We start from the raw sequence: 22,544 nt of genomic DNA on the forward strand, positions 1-22,544 counted from the left end.
ACGCCAGCGCGACAGATGCAAGTTCGTAGAAATACGCTGCCTTGCACCGCACAAAGCCTTGCGAAATCAGTCGTTTCAGTCTTCGCAGGCGCGAACTCTACGACTTAAGTCTAGTACGCTTCTTGTGATGACCTTTGGTCAGATCGCGCTCTGGTTGACGCGGCTCGACACCTCTTCAACCGTCTCGACCCGTTCGGAATACCTGTCCGTGAGGTAGTCTGCACGGCCGCGCAGGAGAAGCGTGAATTTCATGAGCTCCTCCATGACGTCAACGACCCGGTCGTAATAGGAGGATGGACGCATCCGGCCGGCTTGGTCGAACTCGTTGAGCGCCTTGGCGACGGAGGACTGGTTGGGGATCGTGACCATGCGCATCCAGCGGCCGAGGATGCGCAACTGGTTGAGTGCGTTGAAGCTTTGCGATCCGCCGCAGACCTGCATCAGCGCGAGCGTGCGGCCCTGCGTCGGCCGCATTCCGCCCAGCGAGAGCGGCAGTCAGTCAATCTGGGCCTTCATGATGCCAGACATGGCACCGTGACGTTCGGGTGAGCACCAGACTTGCGCTTCGGACCACATCGACAGTTCGCGCAGTTCCCGGACCTTCGGGTGGTCGGCGCTCTCGGCATCAGGCAAGGGAAGTCCGCGCGGGTCGAAGATCTTCACCTCGGCGCCGAACGCTTCGAGAAGGCGCGCCGCTTCGAGCGTCAGAAAGCGCGAATAAGAGAGTTCTCGCAGCGAACCGTAGAGCATCAGCACGCGTGGCTTGTGCGTCAGGCGATCCTGCGCAAAGAGCGCGTCGTGGTCGATCGGGCGGAACGCATCCTGACGCAATGCTGGAAGATCCGTCATGTCAGCGCGCCCTCACAATCTCGCCATCCTCCTTCACGAAATCCTCGGCGATCGGGTTCGGTAAGATTTCGAGCACCTGCTCCGACGGTCGGCAAAGACGGGTCCCTTTCGGCGTCTCGACGATCGGGCGGTTGATGAGGATGGGGTGCGCGAGCATGAGATCGACGAGTTCGTCGTCGCTCCACTTGTCCTCGGCGAGCCCGAGTTCCCCATAAGGTGTGCCCTTCTCGCGCAGGAGCATGCGGGGCGTAATTCCCATCTTCGCGATCAGCTCGACGATGCGATCACGCGACGGCGGGGACTTCAGATATTCGACGACGACAGGCTCCTCACCCGAGGTGCGGATCATCTCCAGCGTGTTGCGCGAAGTGCCGCAGGCCGGGTTGTGGTAGATGGTGACGGTCATTGCATCTCCTTAGGCGAACCAGTGGCGGGTGCGGTTGGCGAAGGCCACCAGTGAGAGCATCACCGGCACCTCGACCAGCACGCCGACCACGGTGGCAAGCGCGGCACCCGAATTCAGGCCGAACAAGCCGATGGCGACCGCCACCGCGAGTTCAAAGAAATTCGACGTCCCGATCAGCGCGCAGGGCGCGGCAACATCGAACGGCACTTTCCAGGCGCGTGCGGCAAAATAGGCGAGAAAGAAGATGCCGTAGGACTGGATCAGGAGCGGCATCGCGATCAGGACGATGACCAGCGGATTGTCGAGGATCACGTTGCCCTGGAAGGCGAAGAGCAGGACGACCGTCGCAATCAGCCCGACGACGGAGATCGGCTTCAACTTCGCCGTGAAAGCCGATACCGCCGCCTCGCCACCCCTGCCATTGGCCCTGCCGATCAGCCAGCTTCGCACCAGCGCGCCGGCGAGAAGGGGAATGACGATGTAAAGAACCACCGACAGGAGCAGCGTCTCCCACGGCACCACGATGTCGGTAACGCCCAGAAGCAGCGCGACGATCGGCGCGAAGGCGAAGACCATGATGATGTCGTTCACCGAGACTTGCACCAGGGTGTAGTTCGGGTCGCCGCGCGTCATCTGGCTCCAGACGAACACCATCGCCGTGCAAGGTGCCGCGCCGAGCAGGATCAGCCCGGCGATATATTGCTGCGCGTCGGCAGGGTCGATCAGCGGCGCAAAGAGATATTCGAAGAACAGAACGGCCAGCGCGGCCATGGTGAAAGGCTTGACCAGCCAGTTGACGACGACCGTCAGCACCAGCCCCTTCGGCTTGTCGCCGACATGGCGCAGGCTGGCGAAATCGACATTGACCATCATCGGGAACACCATCGCCCAGATGAGGATGGCGACCGGCAAATTGACCGAAGCGACTTCGAGAGCAGCAAGAAAGCCGACAAGCTGCGGGGCAATGGCCCCAAGCACGATACCGGCCAGAATCGCGGCGGCGATCCAGGCGGACAGCCATTTTTCGAAAAAGCCGATGCCGGCCGGCGCGCGCTCGTTCAAGATATCATGAGTCATTGGGAAAATTCCGTCCAGGCCTGCGCCTTGCCGCTTTGGCCGATCTCATCCAGCCGGCGTTTCAGGGCCAGCCGGTCGATCGCTTCGATGGGAAGGGCCGTGAAGACCGAAATGCGGTTCGCGAGCATCCTGTAAGCCTCGGCAAAGGCGAGGTGGCGCTCGGCATCCGTGCCATCGGCGCGCGCCGGATCTGGAATGCCCCAATGCGCCGTCATCGGGTGACCGGGCCAGACCGGGCAGGATTCACCGGCCGCGTCGTCGCAGACGGTGAAGATGAAATCCATCTGCGGCGCGCCGGATTCCGCAAACTCGTCCCAGCTCTTCGAACGCGCAAAGCTTGTGTCGATGTTCATGCCGGACAGGAGCTCGAGCGCGAAGGGGTGGACCGCGCCGCGTGGGAAGGAGCCCGCCGAATATGCCTTGAACCGGTTGCCGCCGACCTGGTTCAGGATCGCCTCGGCAAGGATCGAGCGCGCCGAGTTGGCGGTGCAGAGAAAAAGGACGTTGTGGGGTCGCTGCATGTCACACCTTCAGCATTTGCAGGCGATGGCGTCGAGGACGGGACGGCAGAGCTCCGGTTCCCCCTGGCAGCAATCTTCCATCAGATACGCCATCAGGTCGCGAAAGCCCGTCATGTCGGCGAAGTAGCGGATGATGCGGCTTTCGCGCTGCGAACGGACAAGGCCGGCGGAAGCCAGGATGCGCAGGTGAGCCGACATGGTGTTCTGCACGGCGCCCAGCCGCTCGGCGATCTCTCCGGCCGGAAGTCCGGCCTCGCCCTCGCGTACGAGCAGCCGGAACACATCGAGGCGGGTCTCCTGCCCCAGCGCCGCGAGTGCGGCCAAAGATTGCATCTTATCCATTTATCTACCCTTCTCGATATGTCAGTATCTGACCTTTCGGCTGCGGTCAATCGAATGGCGGCTGGACAATGCCGACGCGACAAGCGAGAGATCGGGTGTGGACGACGTCACACGACAACCAGCGCCTGCTTCACGCATGACGCGCGCCTCGCTCGGCTGGCGGACCGCCACCGTCGCGGGCGTCGTGCTGGCAATCGGGCTTTGCCTCTTCCTGATCATTTATGCGTCGAGCGGCTTCCTGTTGCTCTTTGCCGGCACCCTCTTCGCCGTCTTTCTCGACGCCTTCACGACAGGGCTCGGCCGGCTGCTGCCGATCCCACGCGGGTTTCGGCTCGCCATTGCCTGTGCCCTGACGGGCGCAGCGGTCATTGGTTTCGTGACCAGCGTCGGCGTCACGGCCGTTTCGCAGACCCCCGACCTGGTACGCACGCTGGAGCGCGAAATTCGCGGGATCCAGCAGATGCTGCAGGAATACAATATCGTCGATGTCGTAAGTGCCGAGATCACCGACCAGGCCGAAGGAGGCGAAACCGATGAGGAAAGCGCCGCGCGGCCGAGCGGCATCGCGGACTGGCTGCCGGACCCGTCAGGGCTGTTCGGCCAGGTGCGCGCGGCCTTCGCGACGACGTTTGGCGTCATCGGCAATATAGGCGTGATCCTGGTTGTGGGGGTTTTCCTCGCAGCCCAGCCGCAGCTTTACCGTGACGGCGCGGTCAAGCTCGTCTCGATCGAAAGCCGGGCGCGTTTCGGCGAAGTTCTCGACGAGATCGGCGCCACGCTGCGCTTCTGGCTGATCGGCCAGTTCGTCACGATGAGCATCATCGGCCTCGTGGTCTATGCCGCACTTGCGGCCGTCGGAATGCCGGGCGCCATCCTGCTCGCCTTGACCGCCGGCGTCCTCAACTTCATTCCCGTTCTCGGCCCGATCCTCGCCGGCATCCCCATCATCCTCGTCGCCATGTCGCAGGACTGGTGGGTTGTCGGCTACGCGCTCGGCGTCTATTGCGTCGTGCAGTTCCTGGAAGGCAACATCCTGACGCCGCTGATCCAGCGCCAGGCTGTCAGCCTGCCGCCGGCACTGATCATGGCCTCGTTGGTCATCATGGGGCTTTTGTTCGGCCTTGTCGGCATCATGCTGGCCACGCCCTTCGCGGCCGTCCTGATGGTGCTCGTCAAGCGCCTCTACATCGAGGACGTGCTGGGCGACAGGGCCGGCTGAGCGAGGAACCGCTCGCGGCCGATCCAACGGGTGATGAAGAGCACCGCCACGACGGCCAACCCGACCGACAGGCCGATCCAGATCCCGATACCATCGAAGCCGAGCGGGAAAGCCAGCACGACGCCGAGCGACATGCCGATCGCCCAATAACCGATCGCGGCATAGATCATCGGCACGGTCGTGTCGTGCAGGCCGCGCAGCATGCCGCCGCCGACCGCCTGCGCGCCGTCGACGATCTGGAACAGCGCCGCCAGCGCGAGGAAAGTGACGGCCAGCTCGACGACCGGCAGGTTTACCGGATCGTCGAGATCGATGAAGGCCCAGATCAGAGCGCGCGGCGCGAGCAGCATGACGAGCGCCACGAGTGCCATGAAACTGACGCCCAGCACGAACGCCGTCCAGCCGGCGCGGGCGATGCCTTCGCGGTCGTTGGCGCCAAAGGCGCGACCGACGCGCACCGTCGCTGCCTGCCCCAGCCCCATGGGCACCATGAAGGTGATCGAGGCGATCTGGATCGCGATCGCGTGGGCGGCGAGCGCGGTGGCGTCGATGAGCCCCATCAGGAGAGCCGCGGCGTTGAAGACCGAAACCTCCAGCGCCAGCACCCCGGCGATCGGCAGGCCAAGCCGGACGAGTTCGATCAGCCGCGGCCAGTCGGAGCGCCAGAAGCGGCCGAAGATCGAATAGCGCCGGAACTGCCTGTCGGTCGTCACCACCACGACCATGCCGGCGAACATCAGCGTGCTCGACGCCGTGGTCGCGATGCCCGCGCCGACGATGCCCATCGACGGGAAGCCGAGATTGCCGAAGATAAGCGCCCAGTTGGCGACGATGTTGAACGCCACGGCGACGAACATCACCACCATCGCCGAGGCGGGACGCTCGAGCGCGGACGTGAAGGAGCGCAGGACGATGTACCAGTAGAAGGGCAGAAGCGCCCACTGCAGCGCGCGCATGTAGGCGGCGGCCTGCGCGGACAGCGCCGGATCCTGCCCCATGGCGAGCAGGATCGCCTCAGTCTGCCAGAGCAGGAGCCAGATCGGCACGGCTACGATGAGGCCGGCCCACATGCCCTGCCGCACCGTGCGGCGCACGTCGCGCACCGAAGTGGCGCGGCGACCGAGTTCACGGGCGATCATGGGCGAGGTGGCCAGGATCAGGCCGAGGCCGAAGATCATCGGCGCGAAGTAGACGTTTGAACCGAGCGTGCCGGCGGCGAGCGCCTCTGGGCCGACGCGGCCCATCATCATCACGTCGGTCGCCGTCATCGCCGTCTGGGCGAGATTGGTCAGGATCATCGGCCAGGCGAGCAAAAGCATTGCGCGGATTTCACCGCGCCAGGAGGCTCGGGACGCGTGGGCTGGCGCGGATTGAAGCATTGCGGGCCTATAGCGCCACCGGCGCTACAAGCTAGGCCCAGGGCGACGCGAGCCATTGGCTCACGGCGGGCGGCTGGGCTGCAGATCAGCCGGCGACGGCCGCCTGTGGCTTGAACGTCATGGCGACGCCATTGATGCAATGCCGCTTGCCTGTCGGCTGCGGGCCGTCGTCAAAGATGTGGCCGAGATGCCCGCCACAGCGCGCGCAGTGGCACTCGGTACGCGTCGTGAAAAGCGTGTTGTCTTCCTTGGTGCCGATCGCATCGGGCTCGGACTGCCAGAAGCTCGGCCAGCCGGTGCCGGAATCGTATTTCGTCTCCGACGAATAAACGGGAAGATCGCAGCCCGCGCAGTGGAACATGCCAGCGCGCTTCTCGTCGTTCAAGGGGCTAGTGAAGGCGCGCTCCGTCGCCTCCTCGCGCAGCACCTGGTACTGCATGTCGGAGAGGATCGAACGCCATTCGGCCTCGGTCTTCGTCACCTCGAAACTGCCTTCGGCGGCGGCCATCGCGTGGCCGGGCATCAGTCTGTAAAGCAGGCTGCCGCCGAGCGCCGCAAATCCGATCGCGCCGGCGCTGCCGTAGAGAAACTTTCTGCGTGTCATCGGTTCATCTCCGCCTAGTGAAATGCACCATACATGCACCCTGGCTGCACGGCGCAATCAATTCGCCTTGAAAGTCAGCGTGAGGACCGAAAGGGCCCCGCCCTTCTCGCGGGTGCAGACGCGAACACGAAGAGCAGGGCCAAAGTCGGCCGGCGATCCATGCGGGAGCAGGGAGACCGCCGGCCGGTTGCTGAAGACGGTTCTTACATCTTCGGCAGAAGAACCGCGTCGATCACGTGGATCACGCCGTTCGACTGCTCTACGTCGGCGATCGTAACGGTCGCCTTGCCACCGTTCTCGTCCGTGAGAACGATGTTCTCGCCGTCCATCGCGGCCTTCAGCGTGCAGCCGCCGACGGTCGGTACGTCGTGTTCGCCGCCATCATCGGCGATCATGGTGCCGATGGCGTCCGACATCGCGTCGGCCGCGACGACATGGCAGGTCAGAACCTTGGTGAGCTGTTCCTTGTTCTCCGGCTTCAAGAGATTGTCGACCGTGCCTTCCGGCAGCGCCTCAAAAGCTTCATTGGTCGGAGCGAAAACGGTGAACGGGCCTTCGCCCTGCAGCGTCTCGACGAGGCCGGCGGCCTGAACCGCGGCGACGAGTGTGGTGTGATCTGCCGAATTGCTGGCGTTCTCGACGATATTCTTGTCGGCGAACATTTCGGCGCCGCCGACCATCGGGTTGTCCTGGGCGAACGCCGAACCGGCGAGCGCGGACAGGGCAATTGAGCTGGCGAGAATGGTACGCGTGAAACTACGCATGTTCGAAACCTCCTGATTGGCCCTCTGAGGGGGCTACGGAGAAGTCACGAAACCGCGCCACGAGAGTTTCACCTGTGGTGGAAAATATTGTCGCCAGAAAACGAAAATCGGCCGGCAGAGCCGGCCGATTCCGTGTCCAGGGGGCCTGGAGTCCGTTTCGCTACTCTGCCGGATCGGCCGGCGCCGTGGTTGCCGGGGGCTCGGCCATGCCGGCGGGCTGATCGGTACCGGCATCGTCCGTGCAGGCGGCCATGGCGAGAAGCCCCAAAGCAATCAGCGGATATGTCAAGATACGAAACATGTGCTTCACCTCAAAATACTTGGAATTCCCGACCCGCGGTCAAAGTAATCGCCTAGGGCAGAATGTCGACCACTTGAGGATGAATTCAGGTCACCTCTCAAAAAATGACGTGAAGCAACATTGTTATTTCAAATCAGTCAGATGCTGCGCAGATTGCCAAGTGCGACGACCGGCCCGGTGGGCTGGCCCGTCGGCGAGCCGCCTTCGGGTTCGAGCGAGACGGCAAGCACGGCACCGGCCGCGAATTTGCCCTGCAGGTCCTCGGATGGTGTCACCTCGAGATGGTCCGCATCGCCGAGCACGCCGAGCGAGGCAGGCGGCTCATCGCCCTCGATGACCCACAGTTCGAAGTCCTGACCGGCGGCGGCCGCACCATCGAGGCGCGACAGGCTGATCGTCCGGGCCGCTTCGTCGTAGAGCGCCAGATAGCGGACGTCCGTCTCGGGATTTTCGAGCGAGGCGACGAAACGCGGCGACGGCGTCTCCTCCACCGGGGGCTGAAGGTTCCAACCGACGACGAGCGCCAGAGCGACAACCGACGCGACCGCCAGCCCACGCCACAGGCCAAGGCTGTTCCACCATGAGGCACGATCACGCGAGGCAGCGGGCACAGCGGCAGCAAAAAGTCGCCGATCGAGCGCCTGCTTGACGGCGGACGGCGCTTCGACCGGCACGTAGAACTCGCCAAGCGGCGAAAGACGCGCTTCCCACTCCTCGACCAGACGGGCGAACTCGATGTCGGCATCGATCCGGCGCGCGACATCAAGCCGCTCGGACGCCGGCAGCACGCCCAGAACGTACTCGGCGGCGAGCGCTTCGTCGCCTCCAAGTTCCGGTTCGTGATGGTCGCTCGGCGTCATCGTTCGAGACAGTCCTTCAGCTTCATGAGGCTGCGGCGCAGCCAGGTTCTCATCGTGTTCAGCGGCACGCCATGGCGCTCCGCAAGTTCCGCATAGCTCTCGCCAACAAGATAGGCGCCGCGCACGGCGGCCGCCCGGTCAGCGTCCAGTTCCTCAAGGCAAAGATGGATGCGCGCGCCCTCGTCCCCGGCAACCGCAAGCGCCTCCGGCCCCGGTGCAGGGTCGGCGATCTCGGCAGCCTCGTCGAGCCCGGTCTGCTTCATGCGACGCGCCCGGATGCGGTCGATCGCGTGATTGCGCGCCACGGCCACCAGCCATGAAATCGGACTCAAGTCTGAGACGGCGAAGCGGTCGGCCTTGGTCCATATCTTGACGTAGACTTCCTGCAGCGCTTCCTCGGCTTCGGCCCGATCGTTCAATACACGCAGGCAGACGCCGAAAAGTTTCGCGCTCGTTTGCCGATAAAGCAGATCGAAGGCCGCGCGGTCGCGCAGCGAGGTCCGGACGATCAGCTTGGAGATATCGGGTGGCGTCATCTGGCACCAAACTAGCGGGCGGCTTTCGTTTTGCAACGCCTGATCGCATTTCCTTTCGAGCAGCGGCGAAGGCGTTTGCCCGTTCCGGCGAATGAAGCTAAACAGCCCCCGCCCATCATCATGCGAGGATTCCCATGACCCCCGAGCAGCTCGGAACCGCCGAGGAACAGGCCCGCCTTCTCTCCGCCGCCCTGCCCTATATGCAGCGCTACGAGAACAAGACGGTCGTGGTGAAGTATGGCGGCCATGCCATGGGCAATGTCGAGCTCGGTCGCGCCTTCGCGCGCGACATCGCGCTGCTGAAGCAATCCGGCGTCAACCCGATCGTCGTGCATGGCGGCGGACCGCAGATCGGCGCCATGCTCGCCAAGATGGGCATCGAGTCGAAGTTCGAAGGAGGCCTTCGCGTCACCGACCAGAAGACGGTCGAGATCGTCGAGATGGTCCTTGCCGGCTCGATCAACAAGGAGATCGTCGCGCTCATCAACGCCGAAGGCGAATGGGCGATCGGGCTTTGCGGCAAGGACGGCAACATGGTCTTCGCCGAAAAAGCGCGCAAGACCGTGAAGGACCCCGATTCCAATATCGAGCGCGCCATCGATCTGGGCTTCGTCGGCGAGCCGGTCGAGGTAGACCGCACCTTGCTCGACCTTCTCGCGCGCTCCGAAATGATCCCGGTCATCGCGCCCGTCGCGCCGGGTCGCGACGGCCACACCTACAATATCAATGCCGACACGTTCGCAGGCGCCATCGCCGGTGCGCTGGGCGCCTCGCGCCTTCTCTTCCTGACCGACGTTCCAGGCGTCCTCGACAAGGACAGGAACCTCATCGACGAACTGACTGTCGGCGAGGCCCGCGAGCTCATCGCCGACGGTACGATCTCGGGCGGCATGATCCCCAAGGTCGAGACCTGCATCGAGGCGATCGAGCGCGGCGTCGAGGGCGTCGTCATCCTGAACGGCAAGACGCCGCACGCCGTGTTGCTGGAACTGTTCACCGAGCATGGCGCTGGAACGTTGATCGTTCCCTAGCCCACCAGCACCAGTACCACGATGCCCGCCACGATCAGCGCGCAGCCAGCGATCTCGATGCGGTTGATCGCTTCTTTGAAGAAGAAGACCGAAGCGGCGAAGGTGAACAGCATCTCGACCTGCGCCACTGCCTTGACGACGGCGGCCTGCTGCAGCGTCATTGCCATGAACCAGCCGAAAGACGCGGTCGCGCCGACGACGCCCGTGAAGAGCGACGGCTTCCAGGCCCGCCTGATGCGGCCGATCTCGGCGCGGTCCTTCCACAGCATCCACGCTGCCATGATCGCCGTCTGGAAGGTGATGACGACGGCCAGCGTCACCGCCGCCTGCATCATGAAGTTCGGCCCGCCCAGCGAGAGCGACGCGGCGCGATAGGCGACCGCCGAAATGCCGAACGCCGTGCCCGATGCGAGACCGATCAATGCGTTCCGCGCGACGACGGACGTCACCAGATTGCGCCAGGTGATCTGCATGTGCGCGACCGAAATCAGCATCACGCCGAAGACGCTGATTGCAATGGCGGCCAGCGTTCCCGCGGTCACGCGCTCGCCGAAGAAGACCAGCGCGAACAGCGCCGCCTGCGCGGGCTCGGTGCGCGAATAGGCAGTGCCGACCGCGAAATTGCGGAACGAGAACAGGTGGATGAGCAGGAAGGTCGCGGTAATCTGGCCGATCGCGCCCAAAACCACCCACGCGGCAAAGGTCGCGTTTAGCGATGGCAGGTCGAAGCCGGCGAGGCCGTGCAATCCGGCGACGAAGGCGAGCGCGAAGGGCAGCCCGAAGCCGAAGCGCACGAAGGTCGCGCCGGTCGTTCCCATGACGCTCTTCAGATGCTTCTGGCCGGCCGACCGCAGGTTCTGGAGAAACGCGGCCGCAATCGTGATGGGAATCCAGAGTTCCATGTCGCCCCCTGACGCGAGAGCGGCTAGGGCATAACGATCATTCGCGCAAGCGGGGCGTTGCGCTGGGCCCTTCGCTGCGCCACAAGCAGGCCATGACGAATCTTCCCGACCCCGCCCGCTTCGCCCATGTCACGGACTGGGTGTTCGACCTCGACAACACGCTCTATCCGCACCACACGAACCTGTTCGCGCAGATCGACCTGCGGATGACGCGCTACATCTCGGAGCTTCTAACGCTGCCGGCGGACGAGGCGCGGCTGATGCAAAAGGCGCTCTACAAGGAATACGGGACGACGATGAAAGGACTGATGGAGCGCTATTCCATCGACCCGGACGACTTCCTGCAAAAGGTCCACGACATCGACTATTCGCCGGTCGAGTCCTCGCCTGAGCTGGGCGCGGCGATCGCGGCGCTGCCCGGCCGCAAGTTCATTTTCACGAACGGTGATCGCAAGCATGCCGAGAACACGGCGCGCCGGCTCGGCATCCTCGACCATTTCGACGACATTTTCGACATCGTGGCGGCTGGGCTCAATCCCAAGCCCGCCCGCGCAACCTACGATACGTTCGTGGCTCTGCATGACGTGGTCGGGCCGAACGCCGCGATGTTCGAGGATCTGGCGCGTAACCTTCACGTTCCGAAGGCGCTCGGCATGACCACCGTCCTCGTCGTGCCCAACAATTTCGAGCCGACCTTCGCGGAAGTCTGGGAACAGGACCCGGACCATGAAGACGATGTCGACTACGTCACCGACGATCTGACGTCGTTCCTGACGTCGATCCTCGCGAAACGCTAGACGCGGGGGTCGGAGGTCCGGTCCGGCACGGGGTCGACCGCGTCATCGGGATTGGCGCCGGCACTGCGCGAAGGTGGCAGATCGCCGAGTTGTTCGGCGCTCGAGACACCCGGCCGCTTGTCCTTGTCGAATTCGCCGTCCTTGCACTCGGTCTCGTCGGGGAGCGAATCCTGAGGATGCTCGCTCGGCTGCTCGGCAGGCGTCTCGGAATGCCCGAGGTCTTTTTCCTGCTGGTGACGGATAATGTCATCGTCGGTGCTGGTGCGTCCGTTCATGGCAATGCTCCTTTGGAGAAGAAACGCCGCGCGCGCCGCACCTGTTCCGCTCAGTGACGGTGCGCCTTGATCACCGCAGGCTCGCGAACAGGAAACTGCAGCACCACCGAGCCCGCCTTCTCGAAATCCAGCGTCAGCTCGATCTCGTCCTCGGCGACCAGCGCCGCATCGATACCGGTCAGCATGAAGTGCAGCCCGCCCGGCTTGAATTCGACCCTGTCACCCGGCCCGATCTCGATGCCGTCCGCGATCGGCCGCATCTTCGTCACTCCGTCCTCGATCGCCATCTCGTGCATCTCGACGCGCGGTGAAGCCAGAGACGTCGCACCTATCAGCCGATCGGCCGTCTCGCCGCGGTTGAGGATCGAAAGATATGCCGCCGCCACCTTCTGGCCGGGGCGCATGGCGAGCACCCATGCGCCGGAAAGCTGAAGGTCGTCGGCCATCACGGTGTCGAGGTCGACGCAGCCCGCCACGTCGAGGATCTGGCCTTCGAGGCACTGCTCATCGGAAGCGAGGGCCGGGGCAGGCAGAGCCGAGAGCGCGAGACAGGCGACTGCGATCAGGTGCAGCGGGACGAGATTCATGATCCGAAGGTCCTTTCCGACCTATTTTCCTGCGTCGATCTCATAGAAACGCGCAATCACGTCCCAGGCTTCCTGCGCGGTGTCGACAAAGTCGATGATATCCTGGTCACCCGGCGAAATCGTGCCCTGCTCTGCAAGAAAATCGAGATCGACGGCGCGCTCCCAGAACGACTTGCCGAAGCAGATCACCGGAACGCGCTCCATGCGGCCGGTCTGGATCAGCGTCAGCGTCTCGAAGAACTCGTCCATCGTGCCGAAGCCGCCGGGGAAAACCGCGACAGCCTTGGCGCGCATGACGAAGTGCATCTTGCGGATCGCGAAATAGTGGAAGTTGAAGCACAGCTCCGGCGTCACGTAGAGGTTCGGCGCCTGTTCGTGCGGCAGGACGATGTTGAGGCCGATCGAGGGCGCGTCGACGTCGGCCGCGCCGCGATTTCCGGCCTCCATGACGCCAGGACCGCCGCCGGTGACGACGACGAATTCGCGGTAGTCGAAGCTAGCCGAGTGCTGCGAACACAGGCGGGCGAATTCGCGCGCCTCGTCATAATATTTTGCGTTCGCCAGGAGGTTCTTCTTCTGCACCTCGTTCTTGGCCGCCCAGGCCGCGCCGCCCGGCTCGGGAATGCGCGCGCCGCCGAACAGGATGACGGTCGATTCGATGCCTCGCTCTGCCAGAACCATGTCGGGCTTCAACAGTTCGAGCTGCAGGCGCACGGGGCGCAATTCGCGCCGCGTCATGAACTCCTCGTCGTCCCAGGCCAGCCGATAGGTCGGCGCGCGGGTCTGCGGCGTATCCGGCACGCTCTTGGCGCGTTCGCGATCCTCGTCCGAATGCGGCAGAGGCGACCAGTCGTTCTTTTTCGTCCGTTGCATGAAAACCGAATATCCCAATCTTGCGCGAAGCGCTTCGCGCGCGCTCGTTTTGATCAGTCAAACCATGAAATGACGGCGCTTGCACGTGGCTTGCGCCAATACCGCGCTTGGCCTAGTTTCCGCGCCGACTGGAAGCCGCCCGAAGCGTAGCAGAAGCGGCCTTAACATAGCTGCAATGGAGCAAATTGATGACCAAGCCCGATATCGGCGCGCTCGAACAAACCATCGAAAAGGCGTTCGAAGAGCGTGACGGGGTCGGCACGGGCACCAAGGGCGAAATTCGCGATGCGGTCGAGGCCGCGCTCACCCTGCTCGATCGCGGCGAGGCGCGCGTCGCCGTGCGCCAGGCGGACGGGTCGTGGACGGTCAACCAGTGGCTGAAGAAGGCCGTTCTCCTGTCCTTTCGCCTCAACGACATGGAAGTCATCAAGGGCGGGCCGGGCGACTCGGTCTGGTGGGACAAGGTTCCGTCCAAATTCGACGGCTGGAGCGCGATCGACTTCCAGCGCGCCGGCTTCCGCGCCGTACCCAATGCCGTCGTGCGCCGCTCGGCCTTCGTCGCGCCGGGCGCGATCTTGATGCCGTCCTTCGTCAATCTGGGCGCCTATGTCGGCGAGGGCACGATGGTCGACACCTGGGCGACAGTCGGCTCGTGCGCGCAGATCGGCAAGAACGTCCATCTGTCCGGCGGCGTCGGCATCGGCGGTGTGCTCGAACCCATGCAGGCCGGTCCCACCATCATCGAGGACAACTGCTTCATCGGCGCGCGTTCCGAAGTCGTCGAGGGCTGCATCGTGCGCGAGGGTTCGGTGCTCGGGATGGGCGTCTTCATCGGCAAGTCGACAAAGATCGTCGACCGCGAAACCGGCTCGATCACCTATGGCGAAGTGCCGCCCTATTCCGTCGTCGTCGCGGGCGCACTGCCCGGCAAGCCGATGGGCAATGGCGAGCCCGGGCCCAGCCTCTATTGCGCCGTCATCGTCAAGAAGGTCGACGAGAAGACGCGCTCCAAGACCTCCATCAACGACCTCCTGCGGGCCTGATCCGGTGAACCAGTTTCCGATCCTCTGGCTGTTCTTCGGCCTCAAGGGACGCATCAGCCGCGTTGCCTTCCTGCTCGGTGGCCTGATGATGACGGTCGTCACCTTCTTCGTGCTCTACCGCATGTCGGTCGCCGAAGAGGTCGGCCAGGGGTTCGAATTCTGGAACTCTGTCCTCGGCGTCGTCGTCTTCGTGTCGCTCTGGTGCCAGGCAGCGCTCGCCGCCAAGCGGCTGCATGACATCGGCCGGCCGGGGCTCTTCGCGGTCGCGATGTTCGTGCCGCTGATCAACTTCATCGCCTTCATCGCACTTTGCGTCATTCCCGGCGAGCGCGGCCCCAACAAATACGGCGCGGCAACCAACGCGCCCAGCTAGAATGAGATGAGCGTGACCAAGCCGACCGATCCCGTCGAAAACCTCGCCGCCCTCATCCGCTGTCCCTCGGTGACGCCCGCCGAAGGCGGTGCGCTCTCCACTCTCGAAGCCATGCTGACGCCTGTCGGCTTTTCCGTCGAGCGGCCGACCTTTTCCGAAGACGGCACGCCGGACGTCGAGAACCTTTACGCCCGACTATCGGGCAACGGCCCGCATCTGATGTTCGCCGGCCACACCGACGTCGTGCCGCCCGGCGACGAGGCAGCCTGGACGCATCCGCCCTTTTCCGCCGAGATTGCGAACGGCACGATGTATGGCCGCGGTGCGGTCGACATGAAGGGCGGCATCGCCTGCTTCGTTGCCGCCGTGGCGCGCTATGTGGAGAAGCATGGCGCGCTCAAGGGCTCCGTCTCGCTGCTCATCACCGGCGACGAGGAAGGCCCCTCGATCAACGGCACGACCAAGCTGCTCGACTGGGCAGCGGCCAAGGGCGAGGCGTGGGACGCGGCTATCGTCGGCGAACCCACCAATCCCAGTACGCTCGGCGACATGATCAAGATCGGCCGCCGTGGCTCGGTCTCCGCCGATCTCGTCGTCAACGGACGTCAGGGCCATGCGGCCTATCCGCATCTTGCCGATAATCCGGTGCGCGGCATGGTCGCGCTGCTTGACGCGCTCATGCATCCCTCGCTCGACGAGGGTACGGACGATTTCCAGCCAACCAATCTGGAAGTGACAACGGTCGATGTCGGCAATCCGGCAGTCAATGTGATCGCGGCGAAGGCCAAGGCCTCGTTCAACATCCGCTTCAACGACACCTGGACGCCCGAAACGCTTCAGGCGGAGATCCACAACCGGCTCGACCGCGCGGCATCGCGGACGCGGCTGCGGCCAGGCAAGGACGACAGGATCGATTTCGACCTGATCTGGCGCGACCGGCCGAGCCCCGTCTTTCTCACCCGCAACGACAAGCTCACCGACACGCTCTCTGCCTCGGTTCGCGCCGTTACCGGCCTGACGCCGACGCTGTCGTCCTCGGGCGGCACGTCGGATGCGCGCTTCATCAAGGATTTTTGCCCGGTCGTCGAATTCGGGCTCGTGGGCCAAACCATGCACATGGTTGACGAGCGCGTGGCTCTTGCCGACCTCGAAACGCTGACGCAAATCTATCTGCGTTTTCTAGAGGACTGGTTCGGATAGACGTCAGATGCCTTCGGCCGACTACGTTCAGCAATCGCTCTCCGGCGCCGCGCGCCTCATGGCCGGCAAGAAGGACGGGCTGCGGTACCTCGACATTTCGGCCGACGGTTTCTGGACGTCCTTCTTCGCGATCGTGGTCGCGCTGCCAGCAATGACGGTCGGCTGGGTAACGCTCGCCAACGAACTCGCCTTCCAGGGCGACGGCATCGGCAGCCGACTTTCAATCGTGCTCAGGCTCGCCACGATCGACGTCCTCGCCTGGATCGTGCCGCTCGGCGCCTTTGCGCTTCTCGCCAGGCCCGCCGGCATCGCCCACCGCTTCGTCCATTTCGTCGTCGCCAGCAATTGGGCTTCCGCAATCTTCGTTTGGCTGATGCTGCCACCTTCGCTTATCCGGCTTTTCTGGCCGGCGGCGGGCGATGGGCTGACCGCGTTCTCGCTTGGTCTTTTCCTGTTTTCCATGGTCCTGTCCTGGCGGCTGACCAACACCGTTCTGGAAAAGGGCCCGGCCTTCGCAACAGGCGTCTTCACCGCGATGTTCGTGGTGTCGCTCGTCGTCCTCTTCACGCTGCAGGGCGTGTTCGGCTTCGTTCAGTCGTAATCGACGCGCGTGAGGAACAGTCCGTCCGGAGGCGCGACCTGGCCGCATCGCGAACGGTCGGCGGCGTCGAGCGCTGCGCGAACCTCCTCGACCGACCACGCCCCCTCGCCTGCCTTTTTCAGCGTTCCCACCATCGAGCGCACCTGATTGTGCAGGAAGGAGCGCGCCGAGGCGCGGATCTCGACGATGTCGCCGTCGCGCGTCACGTCCAGCCGGTCGAGCGTGCGAACCGGGCTGTTCGCCTGGCACTGGCCAGAACGGAAGGTGGTGAAATCGTGCCGGCCGAGAAGGGTCTGCGCCGCCTTGTGCATCACCCGCGCGTCAAGCGCTTTCGGCACATGCCAGACGCGGCCGAGATCGAGCGCGGCCGGCGCTCTGCGGTTGAGGATGCGAAAGAGATAGTGGCGGGCGGTCGCCGAAAAGCGCGCGTCGAAATCTTCGCCGACGCCTTGCACCGCAAAGACCGCGATCGGATCGCCCGCAAGCCGCAGATGCGCGTTGAGCGCGCCCATGAGCTTGTCGGCCGACCAGTCGCGGGCAAGATCGACATGGGCGACCTGGCCCGTCGCATGGACGCCAGTGTCGGTGCGCCCCGCCCCGCGGATCGACACGCGCTCGGCCGTAAACCGGAAGATCGCGTCCTCGATCCCCTGCTGGACGGTGGGCAAGTCGGCCTGCCGCTGCCATCCGGCATAGGGCCGGCCGTCATATTCGATGTCGAGCCGGAAGCGGGCCATCACGACTGGGAAAAGGCGGCGGCATAGACCAACCGCCCCATGGTCGGCGCCTCCGGCGAGAAGGCGAGCGCCTGCAAATATTCGCCCTGGTAGTCGCTCTCCAACTTCGCTGCGCGCTGGCGTGCATAGCCGAAGCGAGCATAATAGGCTGGATCGCCGAGGACGACCGACAGTTCTTCGCCGGCATTCTTCAACAGGTGATGCGCGTTCTCGATCAGCGCCTTGCCGACGCCGGTGCGCTGCTTGTCGGGCCGCACCGCGACCGGCGCTAGCGCTACGGCATCGGCGCTGCGGTTCTTCGATTCCACGACGAGCCGTGAAAACAGGATGTGGCCGTAGATCTGCTGTTCGTGCGTGGCGACCAGTTCGAGCACATCGTCGCCTGCAGAGCGTATGGCCTCGACCAGCTTCGCTTCGCCGGGATTGCCGAACGCCTCCTCCAGAAGCCAGCGCACGTCTTCCGCGTCGCGCGCCTCGAAAGGCCGTATAACCAGTCCGCGCATCATAGCAGGTCGCCTTTCCGCAAGCCCGCGCCGCGCAGGAAGACTTCGGCCTCCATCGGCTTGCCACCGGCCCGCTGCACCGTAACGAGGCGCACGGCTCCGCTGCCGCATGCGATCGTCAGCCGGTCATCGAGGATCGCGCCGGGCACGCCCGCGCCCTCGCTCAATGTCGAGCGCAGCAGCTTAAGCCGCTCCGGCTTGCCGCCGATATTCGGCTCGCACCAGGCGCCCGGAAACGGCGAGAGCCCTCGAATGCGGTCATGCACCTCTTGCGCCGGCCTCGACCAATCGATCCGTGTCTCGTCCTTGGAGATCTTGGCGGCGTAGGTGACGCCCTCGTCCGCTTGCGCGACAGTGGGCAGGTCGCCCACATCCAGCCTGCCCAGCGCCTCGACCATCAGCCTCGCCCCGACGTCGCACAGCGCGTCGTGCAGTTCGCCCGCTGTCATGTCGGCGCCGATGGGGACACGCTCGGTCAGCGCCACGGGACCAGTGTCGAGCCCCTCGTCCATCCTCATGACCATCATGCCGGTCTCGCGATCTCCCGCCATGATCGCGCGCTGGATGGGCGCGGCGCCGCGCCAGCGCGGCAGAAGCGAGGCGTGGCCGTTAAAGGCCCCAAGCCGCGTTCCCGCCAGGATCGCCTTCGGCAAGAGCAGACCGTAGGCAACCACCACCGCGGCATCGGCCTTCAGCGCCCTGAACGCCGCCTGCTCCGCTTCGCCCTTCAGCGAAACGGGCGTGCGAACCTCGATGCCGAGGCTTTCTGCCAGTTCGTGAACGGGCGATCCCTTCAGTTCCAACCCGCGCCGTCCGGCCGGGCGCGGCGGCTGTGAGTAGACCGCGGCAACCTCGTGCCCCGCCTCGACGATCGCCTTCAACGTCGCCGCGGAAAATTCCGGCGTGCCCATGAAGATGACGCGCAGGGCCACCGTATCAGCCGACGAGGCGCTGCGGCGCCTTCTCGCGGGCGAGCTTCTTGAACTTGCGCACGACCATGTCGCGCTTCAGCTTGGAGATGTGGTCGATGAAGAGAACGCCGTTCAGATGGTCGATTTCGTGCTGGAGGCAGGTCGCCATCAGCCCGTCCGCCACCATTTCCTGCGCCTTGCCGTCGCGGTCGAGATAGGTGACCGTAACCGTCTCCGGGCGCTCCACCTCGGCATAGTAGTCCGGGATCGACAGGCAGCCTTCCTCATAGACCGAGATGCCATCGCCCGAGGAAACGATCTCAGGATTGATGAAGACATGCGGGGCCTTATCCTCGCCTTCCTTGGCCAGGTCGATCACCAGCATACGGATCGGCTCGCCGATCTGGATCGCGGCGAGGCCGATGCCCGGAGCGTCATACATCGTATCGAGCATGTCGTCGGCGAATTTGCGCGTCGCGTCATCGACGCGTTCCAGCGGCTTCGACATCTGGCGCAGGACGGGATCGGGAAGGATGATGAGCGGCTTGATCGTCATGGCCGTCAGGTAATCGGTGAAACCGCGGACGTCAACGCTTCGACATGTGGACGTTCACGTTTTGGTCTTATTGCGACGCCGCGAATCGGCTAGTGTCGCGCGATGAACCCTTCCGAGACGCTCTTCGCCGCTCCCCTCCTCCAGCTTGGGTCGACCACGATCACCCTCGGTCACGCGCTGATCGTGGGTGCAGCCGTCATCGTGACGCTTGTCGCGCTCCTCGTCATCTCCGTCTCGCGCGCGGCGCGGGTACAGGCCGAACTGGCGGACGAAAGTGCGGTGCGGGCGCGCGAGGCCGATGCGCGGCTGGCCGAGATCACGCGCGCGCAGCTCGAGATGCAGGGGCGCATGGGCACGATCGCCGAGGTGTTCGGCGCGCGGCAGGCTGAGTTGAACAAAGCCATCGGCGAGCGGCTGGACGTCATGACCTCGCGGCTCGGCCACTCGATCACCGAGCAGACGAAGTCGACGCACGAGAACCTTGCGAAGCTGCAGGAACGGCTTGCCGTCATCGATACGGCCCAGAACAACATCCAGTCGCTCGCCGGCCAGGTCGTGCAGTTGCAGCACATCCTTTCCAACAAGCAGACGCGCGGCGCATTCGGCCAGGCGCGCATGGAGGCGATCATCGCCGATGGGCTGCCGCACGACGCCTACGAGTTTCAGGCGACGCTATCCAACGGCAGCCGGCCCGACTGCACGATCCGCATGCCCAACGGCGCGCCGGATCTGGTCATCGACGCCAAGTTTCCACTGGAATCGTGGAACGCGATCCGCGCCGCCGCGGAGGCGGAAAACCCCGAGGCGCAGAAATATGCGGCGCAGACATTCCGCCGCGACGTCGAGGTCCACCTGAAGGCGATTGCCGAAAAATATCTCATCAATGGCGAGACGCAGGACACGGCCTTCATGTTCGTGCCGTCGGAGTCGATCTTTGCCGAGATCCACGAGAATTTCGAGGCGCTGGTGCAAAAGGCGCATCGCTCGCGCATCGTCATCGTGTCGCCTTCGCTCCTGATGCTGTCGATCCAGGTCATCCAGGCGGTGCTGAAGGATGCCCGGATGCGCGAGCAGGCCCATCTCATCCAGGGCGAGGTGATCCGCCTCATGGAGGATCTGGGCCGCCTCGACGAGCGCGTGCGCAAGCTGCAGACACATTTCGGCCAGGCGAATCGCGACATCGACCTGATCCTGACCTCGACAGAAAAGCTGACCAAGCGCGGCGAGAAGATCGAGGCGCTGGAGCTCAATGCCCCGCAGATCGAAGAGAAGGCGGAGAAAAAGCCGGCGGAAGCGCGCAACGGCTCGCTGCGCCTGCGCGTCGTCGACGACGAATAGACTGTTCACCTGTCCGCGACTGGCAATCGGCCGGCCTAGGCCATACCTCTTCTTCAAATTCGAAGGGATATGAACGATGGAAATCGGCCTTTATACGTTCGGCGACGTCGGCACCGATCCGGTGACCGGGGACGTCGTTAGCCCAGCGCAGCGCCTCAACAATCTCATCGAGGAAGTCGAACTCGCCGACCAGGTCGGGCTTGACCTCTTCGGGCTCGGTGAGCATCACCGGCCGGACTATGCCGTCTCGGCCCCTGCCGTGGCGCTCGCAGCCGCCGCGCCGCGCACCAAGAACATCAAGCTGTCGAGCGCGGTTTCCGTGCTCTCATCTGACGATCCGATCCGGGTCTTCCAGCAGTTCTCCACGCTCGACAACATCTCGAACGGGCGTGCCGAGATCATGGCCGGACGCGGCTCCTTCGTCGAATCCTTCCCGCTTTTCGGCTACGATCTCGGCGACTACGACACGCTGTTCGCCGAAAAGCTCGAAATGCTGATCAAGCTCAACGAGGGCGAAATCTTCTCGTGGGAAGGCGGCCAGCACACGCCGCGCGTCAGCGAGCGCGGCGTCTATCCGCGTCCGGTGAATGGGAAATTACCGATCTGGCTCGCAGTCGGCGGCACGCCGCAATCGGTGGGGCGGGCGGCCATGCTCGGTCTGCCGCTCGCGCTTGCCATCATCGGCGGCGAGCCGGCCCGCTTCGCGCCCTTCTTCAAGCTCTACTGTGAGGCGGCGGAGAAGTTCGGCCGCGACCCGGCGACGCTGAAGACCTCCATCAACGTCCACGGCTTCGTCGGCCAGACCCGCAAGGAAGCGATCGACACCTTCTATCCGGCACAGGCCGAGGTGATGAACCGGATCGGGCGCGAACGTGGCTGGCCTCCGACGAGCCGCCAGCAGTTCGAGGCCGCCGCCGGCCCGCGCGGCGCGCAGTTCGTCGGCGACGCGTCGGAACTGACCGACAAGATTCTCGCGCACTACGAGATTTTCGGCTTCGACCGCTTCGTCATCCAGATGGCGATCGGCGTGATGGATCACGCAAAGCTGCTAAAGGCGATCGAGATTCTTGGAACGCGCGTGGCGCCGGAAGTCAGGAAGGCCGTTGGCGAGCGCAGGATCGCTGCAGCCTAGCCCTCCTCGTTGGCAAGGTCGTTCCAGGCGTTCTGCTGTGCCAGCATCGAACGTAGATAGGCGATATTGGCTTCGGCCTGCTCGGGAGACAATTCGCGGCTGGCGATCGCCTCGGCGTCGGCGAAGCGCCCCTGCAGCCCGACCACCAACGCCAGGTTCTGGCGCACGCGGCTGTCGGCGCCGGGCTGGGTGACGGCGTTCTGGAGCTGCGCCTCGGCCTGCTTCAGATTGCCCTCCAGAAGGTAGGACATGCCGAGATTGGAAAGCACGCTCGGATCGTTTGGCTGCATTTCCAGCGCGCGGGCATAAAGCCGGCGCGCCTCGCCGGGCTGGCCGAGCTGGTCGAGGATGGCGCCTTCGGCCGACATCAGCTTCCAGTCCGGATATTCGGGCGTCTGCGCGCGGCGCACAGCATCGAGCGCGGGCTGTAGATCGCCCGCGGCGGCCAGCGCCTTGCCGTAGGCGGCGAGCACCTGGCGCTCCTTGGGATGATCGATCGCCGCCTTGCGCATCACGGCCAGCGCTTGGTCGTTGCGCCCGTCCATCTGCAGCACCGAGGCGTATTGCATGGCGACGTTCATGTCGGAGGGATTGCTCGTATAGGCGGTGCCAAGCTGATCGGCCGTGGCGCGCAGTTCCGGCGCCGTCATCTGCGTCACCGCGCCGGTCGTCGTGCGGTCGACCGAAGCGGTCGTCATGCGCTTGTTGCCGGCGCAGCCGGCCAGCGCGAGCGCTGCCGCCAGCACCAGGATCGCCGCCGTGGTCCTTGCTCCGGCTTTCCGATTGATCGACATTCTGCCCGACCTCCACATCGACGCGACATCGGT

At 64.5% G+C, this 22,544-nt stretch carries 28 protein-coding genes and 1 pseudogene; 9 read left to right on the plus strand and 20 right to left on the minus strand.

The window, feature by feature from the left end:
* Positions 1–138: 138 nt before the first annotated feature.
* From arsH to GTK01_RS11055, 5 genes and pseudogenes are all read right to left on the minus strand, one after another.
* Positions 139–849, minus strand: a pseudogene (arsH, locus tag GTK01_RS11035) (arsenical resistance protein ArsH).
* Between the two features lies 1 nt (position 850).
* Positions 851–1,255, minus strand: coding sequence for an arsenate reductase (glutaredoxin) (gene arsC / locus GTK01_RS11040; RefSeq protein WP_252925938.1), 405 nt, complete (start codon positions 1,253–1,255; stop codon positions 851–853).
* A gap of 9 nt (positions 1,256–1,264) precedes the next feature.
* Positions 1,265–2,332 carry an ACR3 family arsenite efflux transporter gene (gene arsB, locus GTK01_RS11045; protein ID WP_252925939.1) on the minus strand — a complete coding sequence of 356 codons (1,068 nt, stop codon included), beginning with the start codon at positions 2,330–2,332 and terminating at the stop codon, positions 1,265–1,267.
* On the minus strand, positions 2,329–2,853 hold the full coding sequence (locus GTK01_RS11050; protein ID WP_252925940.1) for an arsenate reductase ArsC: 525 nt from the start codon (positions 2,851–2,853) through the stop codon (positions 2,329–2,331). The genes arsB and GTK01_RS11050 overlap by 4 nt, the downstream gene beginning before the upstream one ends.
* 9 nt (positions 2,854–2,862) lie before the next feature.
* Positions 2,863–3,195, minus strand: coding sequence for a helix-turn-helix transcriptional regulator (locus GTK01_RS11055; protein ID WP_252925941.1), 333 nt, complete (start codon positions 3,193–3,195; stop codon positions 2,863–2,865).
* A gap of 97 nt (positions 3,196–3,292) precedes the next feature.
* On the opposite strand from GTK01_RS11055, the gene GTK01_RS11060 reads away from it, so the two are divergent.
* Complete coding sequence (locus tag GTK01_RS11060) at positions 3,293–4,414, plus strand: AI-2E family transporter (RefSeq protein ID WP_252925942.1); 1,122 nt, start codon at positions 3,293–3,295, stop codon at positions 4,412–4,414.
* Here the strand turns inward: GTK01_RS11060 and GTK01_RS11065 are convergent.
* From GTK01_RS11065 to GTK01_RS11090, 6 genes are all read right to left on the minus strand, one after another.
* Complete coding sequence (locus GTK01_RS11065; protein WP_252925943.1) at positions 4,378–5,733, minus strand: MATE family efflux transporter; 1,356 nt, start codon at positions 5,731–5,733, stop codon at positions 4,378–4,380. The two genes, GTK01_RS11060 and GTK01_RS11065, sit on opposite strands and share 37 nt — an antisense overlap.
* Before the next feature lie 145 nt (positions 5,734–5,878).
* Complete coding sequence (msrB, locus tag GTK01_RS11070) at positions 5,879–6,397, minus strand: peptide-methionine (R)-S-oxide reductase MsrB (RefSeq protein ID WP_252925944.1); 519 nt, start codon at positions 6,395–6,397, stop codon at positions 5,879–5,881.
* A 203-nt stretch (positions 6,398–6,600) separates the two neighbouring features.
* A complete protein-coding gene (locus GTK01_RS11075) occupies positions 6,601–7,161 on the minus strand; it encodes a fasciclin domain-containing protein (protein WP_252925945.1) in 561 nt (186 codons plus the stop codon).
* Between the two features lie 160 nt (positions 7,162–7,321).
* On the minus strand, positions 7,322–7,462 hold the full coding sequence (locus tag GTK01_RS11080; protein ID WP_252925946.1) for a hypothetical protein: 141 nt from the start codon (positions 7,460–7,462) through the stop codon (positions 7,322–7,324).
* Positions 7,463–7,599: 137 nt separating this feature from the next.
* Positions 7,600–8,322: an anti-sigma factor domain-containing protein gene (locus GTK01_RS11085; protein ID WP_252925947.1), complete on the minus strand. Its 723-nt coding sequence runs from the start codon at positions 8,320–8,322 to the stop codon at positions 7,600–7,602.
* Positions 8,319–8,858 (minus strand): sigma-70 family RNA polymerase sigma factor, encoded by a 540-nt coding sequence (locus tag GTK01_RS11090; protein WP_252925948.1) that lies wholly within the window; start codon positions 8,856–8,858, stop codon positions 8,319–8,321. The genes GTK01_RS11085 and GTK01_RS11090 overlap by 4 nt, the downstream gene beginning before the upstream one ends.
* Positions 8,859–8,992: 134 nt before the next feature.
* Between GTK01_RS11090 and argB the strand changes: the two genes are divergently transcribed.
* Entirely contained in the window at positions 8,993–9,889 is an 897-nt protein-coding gene (gene argB / locus GTK01_RS11095; RefSeq protein WP_252925949.1) for an acetylglutamate kinase, read from the plus strand.
* Here the strand turns inward: argB and GTK01_RS11100 are convergent.
* On the minus strand, positions 9,886–10,791 hold the full coding sequence (locus GTK01_RS11100) for a DMT family transporter (RefSeq protein ID WP_252925950.1): 906 nt from the start codon (positions 10,789–10,791) through the stop codon (positions 9,886–9,888). The two genes, argB and GTK01_RS11100, sit on opposite strands and share 4 nt — an antisense overlap.
* A 92-nt stretch (positions 10,792–10,883) precedes the next feature.
* On the opposite strand from GTK01_RS11100, the gene GTK01_RS11105 reads away from it, so the two are divergent.
* A complete protein-coding gene (locus GTK01_RS11105; RefSeq protein WP_252925951.1) occupies positions 10,884–11,588 on the plus strand; it encodes a pyrimidine 5'-nucleotidase in 705 nt (234 codons plus the stop codon).
* On the opposite strand, the gene GTK01_RS11110 is transcribed toward GTK01_RS11105, so the two are convergent.
* From GTK01_RS11110 to GTK01_RS11120, 3 genes are read right to left on the minus strand one after another with little or no spacing between them, the layout of a single operon-like run.
* The gene (locus GTK01_RS11110; protein WP_252925952.1) at positions 11,585–11,863 is read right to left on the minus strand and encodes a hypothetical protein; all 279 of its coding nucleotides are present in this window, start codon (positions 11,861–11,863) and stop codon (positions 11,585–11,587) included. The genes GTK01_RS11105 and GTK01_RS11110 overlap by 4 nt on opposite strands.
* 50 nt (positions 11,864–11,913) lie before the next feature.
* On the minus strand, positions 11,914–12,450 hold the full coding sequence (locus tag GTK01_RS11115; RefSeq protein WP_252925953.1) for a copper chaperone PCu(A)C: 537 nt from the start codon (positions 12,448–12,450) through the stop codon (positions 11,914–11,916).
* A gap of 21 nt (positions 12,451–12,471) precedes the next feature.
* A complete protein-coding gene (locus tag GTK01_RS11120) occupies positions 12,472–13,323 on the minus strand; it encodes an LOG family protein (RefSeq protein ID WP_252925954.1) in 852 nt (283 codons plus the stop codon).
* 188 nt (positions 13,324–13,511) lie between these two features.
* Here GTK01_RS11120 and dapD point away from each other — a divergent pair, with 188 nt between their 5' ends.
* Genes dapD through GTK01_RS11140 form a run of 4 tightly spaced genes read left to right on the plus strand, consistent with a single transcriptional unit; the run spans position 13,512 to position 16,540 of the window.
* Positions 13,512–14,366: a 2,3,4,5-tetrahydropyridine-2,6-dicarboxylate N-succinyltransferase gene (gene dapD / locus GTK01_RS11125; RefSeq protein ID WP_252925955.1), complete on the plus strand. Its 855-nt coding sequence runs from the start codon at positions 13,512–13,514 to the stop codon at positions 14,364–14,366.
* 4 nt (positions 14,367–14,370) lie between these two features.
* The gene (locus GTK01_RS11130) at positions 14,371–14,739 is read left to right on the plus strand and encodes a DUF805 domain-containing protein (RefSeq protein ID WP_024586668.1); all 369 of its coding nucleotides are present in this window, start codon (positions 14,371–14,373) and stop codon (positions 14,737–14,739) included.
* Positions 14,740–14,751: 12 nt separating this feature from the next.
* Entirely contained in the window at positions 14,752–15,939 is a 1,188-nt protein-coding gene (gene dapE, locus GTK01_RS11135) for a succinyl-diaminopimelate desuccinylase (RefSeq protein ID WP_252925956.1), read from the plus strand.
* Between the two features lie 7 nt (positions 15,940–15,946).
* Positions 15,947–16,540, plus strand: a complete 594-nt coding sequence (locus tag GTK01_RS11140) for a transporter (RefSeq protein ID WP_252925957.1) — start codon at positions 15,947–15,949, stop codon at positions 16,538–16,540.
* On the opposite strand, the gene truA is transcribed toward GTK01_RS11140, so the two are convergent.
* The 4 genes from truA to def are packed head-to-tail and all read right to left on the minus strand — an operon-like array spanning position 16,531 to position 19,247.
* Positions 16,531–17,277 carry a tRNA pseudouridine(38-40) synthase TruA gene (gene truA / locus GTK01_RS11145; RefSeq protein WP_252925958.1) on the minus strand — a complete coding sequence of 249 codons (747 nt, stop codon included), beginning with the start codon at positions 17,275–17,277 and terminating at the stop codon, positions 16,531–16,533. The genes GTK01_RS11140 and truA overlap by 10 nt on opposite strands.
* Complete coding sequence (locus GTK01_RS11150) at positions 17,277–17,780, minus strand: GNAT family N-acetyltransferase (protein WP_252925959.1); 504 nt, start codon at positions 17,778–17,780, stop codon at positions 17,277–17,279. Before GTK01_RS11150 ends, truA begins: the two co-directional genes overlap by 1 nt.
* The gene (fmt, locus tag GTK01_RS11155; RefSeq protein ID WP_252925960.1) at positions 17,780–18,712 is read right to left on the minus strand and encodes a methionyl-tRNA formyltransferase; all 933 of its coding nucleotides are present in this window, start codon (positions 18,710–18,712) and stop codon (positions 17,780–17,782) included. Before fmt ends, GTK01_RS11150 begins: the two co-directional genes overlap by 1 nt.
* A gap of 4 nt (positions 18,713–18,716) precedes the next feature.
* Positions 18,717–19,247, minus strand: coding sequence for a peptide deformylase (def, locus tag GTK01_RS11160; RefSeq protein ID WP_252925961.1), 531 nt, complete (start codon positions 19,245–19,247; stop codon positions 18,717–18,719).
* A 102-nt stretch (positions 19,248–19,349) separates the two neighbouring features.
* Here def and GTK01_RS11165 point away from each other — a divergent pair, with 102 nt between their 5' ends.
* Positions 19,350–20,585 (plus strand): DNA recombination protein RmuC, encoded by a 1,236-nt coding sequence (locus GTK01_RS11165; RefSeq protein WP_252925962.1) that lies wholly within the window; start codon positions 19,350–19,352, stop codon positions 20,583–20,585.
* Positions 20,586–20,661: 76 nt separating this feature from the next.
* On the plus strand, positions 20,662–21,717 hold the full coding sequence (locus tag GTK01_RS11170) for an Atu2307/SP_0267 family LLM class monooxygenase (protein WP_252925963.1): 1,056 nt from the start codon (positions 20,662–20,664) through the stop codon (positions 21,715–21,717).
* On the opposite strand, the gene GTK01_RS11175 is transcribed toward GTK01_RS11170, so the two are convergent.
* Complete coding sequence (locus GTK01_RS11175) at positions 21,714–22,511, minus strand: tetratricopeptide repeat protein (RefSeq protein WP_252925964.1); 798 nt, start codon at positions 22,509–22,511, stop codon at positions 21,714–21,716. The two genes, GTK01_RS11170 and GTK01_RS11175, sit on opposite strands and share 4 nt — an antisense overlap.
* Positions 22,512–22,544 lie beyond the last annotated feature (33 nt).

The sequence above is a fragment of the Aliihoeflea sp. 40Bstr573 genome (genome assembly GCF_024105655.1).
Lineage (GTDB): Bacteria > Pseudomonadota > Alphaproteobacteria > Rhizobiales > Rhizobiaceae > Aliihoeflea.

Bases quoted from the DNA above. Each gene is read 5' to 3' on its own strand.
- GTK01_RS11110 (WP_252925952.1), bottom strand. From the start codon at position 11,863: ATGAACGGACGCACCAGCACCGACGATGACATTATCCGTCACCAGCAG.
- GTK01_RS11170 (WP_252925963.1), top strand. From the start codon at position 20,662: ATGGAAATCGGCCTTTATACGTTCGGCGACGTCGGCACCGATCCGGTG.
- def (WP_252925961.1), bottom strand. From the start codon at position 19,247: ATGACGATCAAGCCGCTCATCATCCTTCCCGATCCCGTCCTGCGCCAG.
- GTK01_RS11175 (WP_252925964.1), bottom strand. From the start codon at position 22,511: ATGTCGATCAATCGGAAAGCCGGAGCAAGGACCACGGCGGCGATCCTG.
- GTK01_RS11055 (WP_252925941.1), bottom strand. From the start codon at position 3,195: ATGGATAAGATGCAATCTTTGGCCGCACTCGCGGCGCTGGGGCAGGAG.
- msrB (WP_252925944.1), bottom strand. From the start codon at position 6,397: ATGACACGCAGAAAGTTTCTCTACGGCAGCGCCGGCGCGATCGGATTT.
- GTK01_RS11120 (WP_252925954.1), bottom strand. From the start codon at position 13,323: ATGCAACGGACGAAAAAGAACGACTGGTCGCCTCTGCCGCATTCGGAC.
- argB (WP_252925949.1), top strand. From the start codon at position 8,993: ATGACCCCCGAGCAGCTCGGAACCGCCGAGGAACAGGCCCGCCTTCTC.
- GTK01_RS11080 (WP_252925946.1), bottom strand. From the start codon at position 7,462: ATGTTTCGTATCTTGACATATCCGCTGATTGCTTTGGGGCTTCTCGCC.
- GTK01_RS11085 (WP_252925947.1), bottom strand. From the start codon at position 8,322: ATGACGCCGAGCGACCATCACGAACCGGAACTTGGAGGCGACGAAGCG.
- GTK01_RS11100 (WP_252925950.1), bottom strand. From the start codon at position 10,791: ATGGAACTCTGGATTCCCATCACGATTGCGGCCGCGTTTCTCCAGAAC.
- GTK01_RS11150 (WP_252925959.1), bottom strand. From the start codon at position 17,780: ATGCGCGGACTGGTTATACGGCCTTTCGAGGCGCGCGACGCGGAAGAC.
- GTK01_RS11165 (WP_252925962.1), top strand. From the start codon at position 19,350: ATGAACCCTTCCGAGACGCTCTTCGCCGCTCCCCTCCTCCAGCTTGGG.
- arsC (WP_252925938.1), bottom strand. From the start codon at position 1,255: ATGACCGTCACCATCTACCACAACCCGGCCTGCGGCACTTCGCGCAAC.
- GTK01_RS11050 (WP_252925940.1), bottom strand. From the start codon at position 2,853: ATGCAGCGACCCCACAACGTCCTTTTTCTCTGCACCGCCAACTCGGCG.
- GTK01_RS11090 (WP_252925948.1), bottom strand. From the start codon at position 8,858: ATGACGCCACCCGATATCTCCAAGCTGATCGTCCGGACCTCGCTGCGC.
- GTK01_RS11140 (WP_252925957.1), top strand. From the start codon at position 15,947: ATGCCTTCGGCCGACTACGTTCAGCAATCGCTCTCCGGCGCCGCGCGC.
- GTK01_RS11105 (WP_252925951.1), top strand. From the start codon at position 10,884: ATGACGAATCTTCCCGACCCCGCCCGCTTCGCCCATGTCACGGACTGG.
- GTK01_RS11075 (WP_252925945.1), bottom strand. From the start codon at position 7,161: ATGCGTAGTTTCACGCGTACCATTCTCGCCAGCTCAATTGCCCTGTCC.
- truA (WP_252925958.1), bottom strand. From the start codon at position 17,277: ATGGCCCGCTTCCGGCTCGACATCGAATATGACGGCCGGCCCTATGCC.
- arsB (WP_252925939.1), bottom strand. From the start codon at position 2,332: ATGACTCATGATATCTTGAACGAGCGCGCGCCGGCCGGCATCGGCTTT.
- dapD (WP_252925955.1), top strand. From the start codon at position 13,512: ATGACCAAGCCCGATATCGGCGCGCTCGAACAAACCATCGAAAAGGCG.
- GTK01_RS11115 (WP_252925953.1), bottom strand. From the start codon at position 12,450: ATGAATCTCGTCCCGCTGCACCTGATCGCAGTCGCCTGTCTCGCGCTC.
- GTK01_RS11065 (WP_252925943.1), bottom strand. From the start codon at position 5,733: ATGCTTTTGCTCGCCTGGCCGATGATCCTGACCAATCTCGCCCAGACG.